Source organism: Methylobacterium sp. BTF04, assembly GCF_010692745.1.
Lineage (GTDB): Bacteria > Pseudomonadota > Alphaproteobacteria > Rhizobiales > Beijerinckiaceae > Methylobacterium.
Genome location: NZ_JAAHTB010000152.1, coordinates 1 through 2,040 on the forward strand (window position 1 = coordinate 1; position 2,040 = coordinate 2,040).

The 2,040-nt window shown below is 61.6% G+C and carries 2 protein-coding genes; one reads left to right on the top strand and one right to left on the bottom strand.

The window, feature by feature from the left end:
- Window positions 1–48: 48 nt before the first annotated feature.
- Window positions 49–759, bottom strand: a complete 711-nt coding sequence (gene hutG, locus G3T14_RS23910) for an N-formylglutamate deformylase (RefSeq protein WP_204263048.1) — start codon at window positions 757–759, stop codon at window positions 49–51.
- Between the two features lie 425 nt (window positions 760–1,184).
- Between hutG and G3T14_RS23915 the strand changes: the two genes are divergently transcribed.
- Entirely contained in the window at window positions 1,185–1,418 is a 234-nt protein-coding gene (locus G3T14_RS23915) for a hypothetical protein (RefSeq protein WP_163644969.1), read from the top strand.
- The last annotated feature ends 622 nt before the right edge of the window (window positions 1,419–2,040 follow it).

A 2,040-nucleotide genomic window follows, 5' to 3' on the forward strand; every position in this document is an offset into this window, starting at 1 on the left:
CTGCCAATCCTCACCCCAGTGTCAGCTTCGTTCTGACCACCTGAGCAATTACGAATAGGGTGCAGGATAGTTGCCGTTTACCTCGTTCATGTAGGTGCGACAGGCGAGTTCCACCTGAATGGCATGGACGCCCATGCGGGGCGCTCCATACTCCCGCGTGATCCAGCCGCCTTTGAACCGTCCATTGGTCACGCATGCGTAGTCGCTGCCGGAAAATGCCGCCGCGACCAACGAGGCAAGCTCAGGTGAACAGCTCGAGCCGTCGTTGGTACCAATGCTGACATGCGGCAATTCTCCGGTAAACAAGCGCGGAACGACAGACCGGATCGAGTGGCAGTCGTAGAGAACGACGGTCCCGTGCAGGGCGGAAAGTCGGTCGATCTCACGCCGGACGGCTTCGTGGTAGGGCTGGAACCAAGTTAAGTGTCGCCGCCCAACCTCGGCTTCATCTGGCTCATGAACCGTTCTGTAGAAGGGAATTCCATCGAACGTCGTGGTCGGGCAGAGCGTCGTCGTGGCAATCCCGGGATAGAGCGAAGCTCCCGACGGGTCCCGGTTCAGATCGATGACGGTCCTCGACATCTCCGTCCGGACGACGGTGACGTTGAGTTCGTGCAAAAAGTCATAGAGCTGATCGAGCCACCAATCGGTATCGCGAAGCGCCAACCCCGGCGGCTCAAGCTGCTTCCCAATGCGTCCGGGTATCCGTGTCCCGGAATGCGGGATGCTTGCGACGACCGGCGAGTCCCCGCGCTTCACGACAAGCCATTCCGGACACATGACGCGATGAATGCTCCAGCCCCCGGTCGCGGATCTCGCTGCCGGGCCGGGCAAGGCTGCCCAGGAAACACGGCGGGACCCGACAAGTCACCAAAAAAGCTTCGCCGGCACGGGCCGGCGAAGCCAAGTCCATGGGAGGAACCACGAGACCCGCCGCACCCCCGTCCGAATACCGCGGTCTCCATAAGAAACTACCATTCCCCATAGGAATTGCAAGCCGCTTCTCGTCCGCCCGTCCAGGAACAGGAGGACCGGATTGGGCGTGCCCAGCTCACCCTTGTGCCCTACGCACTTTGTTTCAGGGCAAGGTCGACCATAACCGGTCGTCGCCGACCTAAGCTGTGGCTTTCATGCAGACTCCGCATTATCTTTACTGAGCTGCGACAAGCGCGTCGGAGAGTCAGGTGGCTCACGATCAAATCCAGGACGAAGATTTCACGCAGCCCGCATTGCTCACCATTGGGCCGAGCAACACGGACGCGAAGGCGACCCAGCCGAGGGAGCTTCCGAGCCTGCACGATGCTCTGAAGGAGGCATTCAGGGTCCTTCGCTGCAATGTCGGAAGGCCCTGGATCGTCACCGCGGGCGGGCTGATCCTCACGCCAGCCGCGTTGCTCGAAATCATGCCGGCAGCGTGAAACCGACGACTTCTCCGGAGCCCGACTCGGGAGCAGAGCACCGAGCAACGGTCCGCGAAATACGACCACCACGTGCCCCTTCGTGTTTAATGCAACGCTTCGAAACTAGGCGTACCAACCGTTCCCGGCATACAAGGGCTCATCGATGCGCCCAATTTTCTTGGATTTCGCCTGCCGATGTTATCACAGCCGGCCCGGCCTATGCGCACGGAAGCCTGTCCGAGGTACCTGCCGGGCTGTCGAAATCGAGGCAAAGGGGGATGGGGCGCCGATGCTGCAAGTCGAACCCTGGCGCGGTGGTCTGGAGCCAAGCGCCCTGAACGTGGCGCAGCCCGTGAGGAGCCGATGTTCCCTGGGGGCCTCTAGGTGCCTTGCGAGAGCGTCTGATAGCGTCGGTCCCGCTTGGCTCTGGAGACGGGGTGGGCTGATGCGTGCTGTTCGCTTCCCTCGGGAAGACCACAGCCGAGGCTTCGAAGTGTGCCGGACGTTGCGTCGGCACTTTGCGGATGCCGGCAAGAAGCCAGCCAATGACAATGTCCAAGTCGCAGTCGCGGCACTTAGAGCCCGTCTGAACCGCCCCGGGTTTCCCGGAGGCCATTTGGTTTGGGTCAGGCGGCCAAGG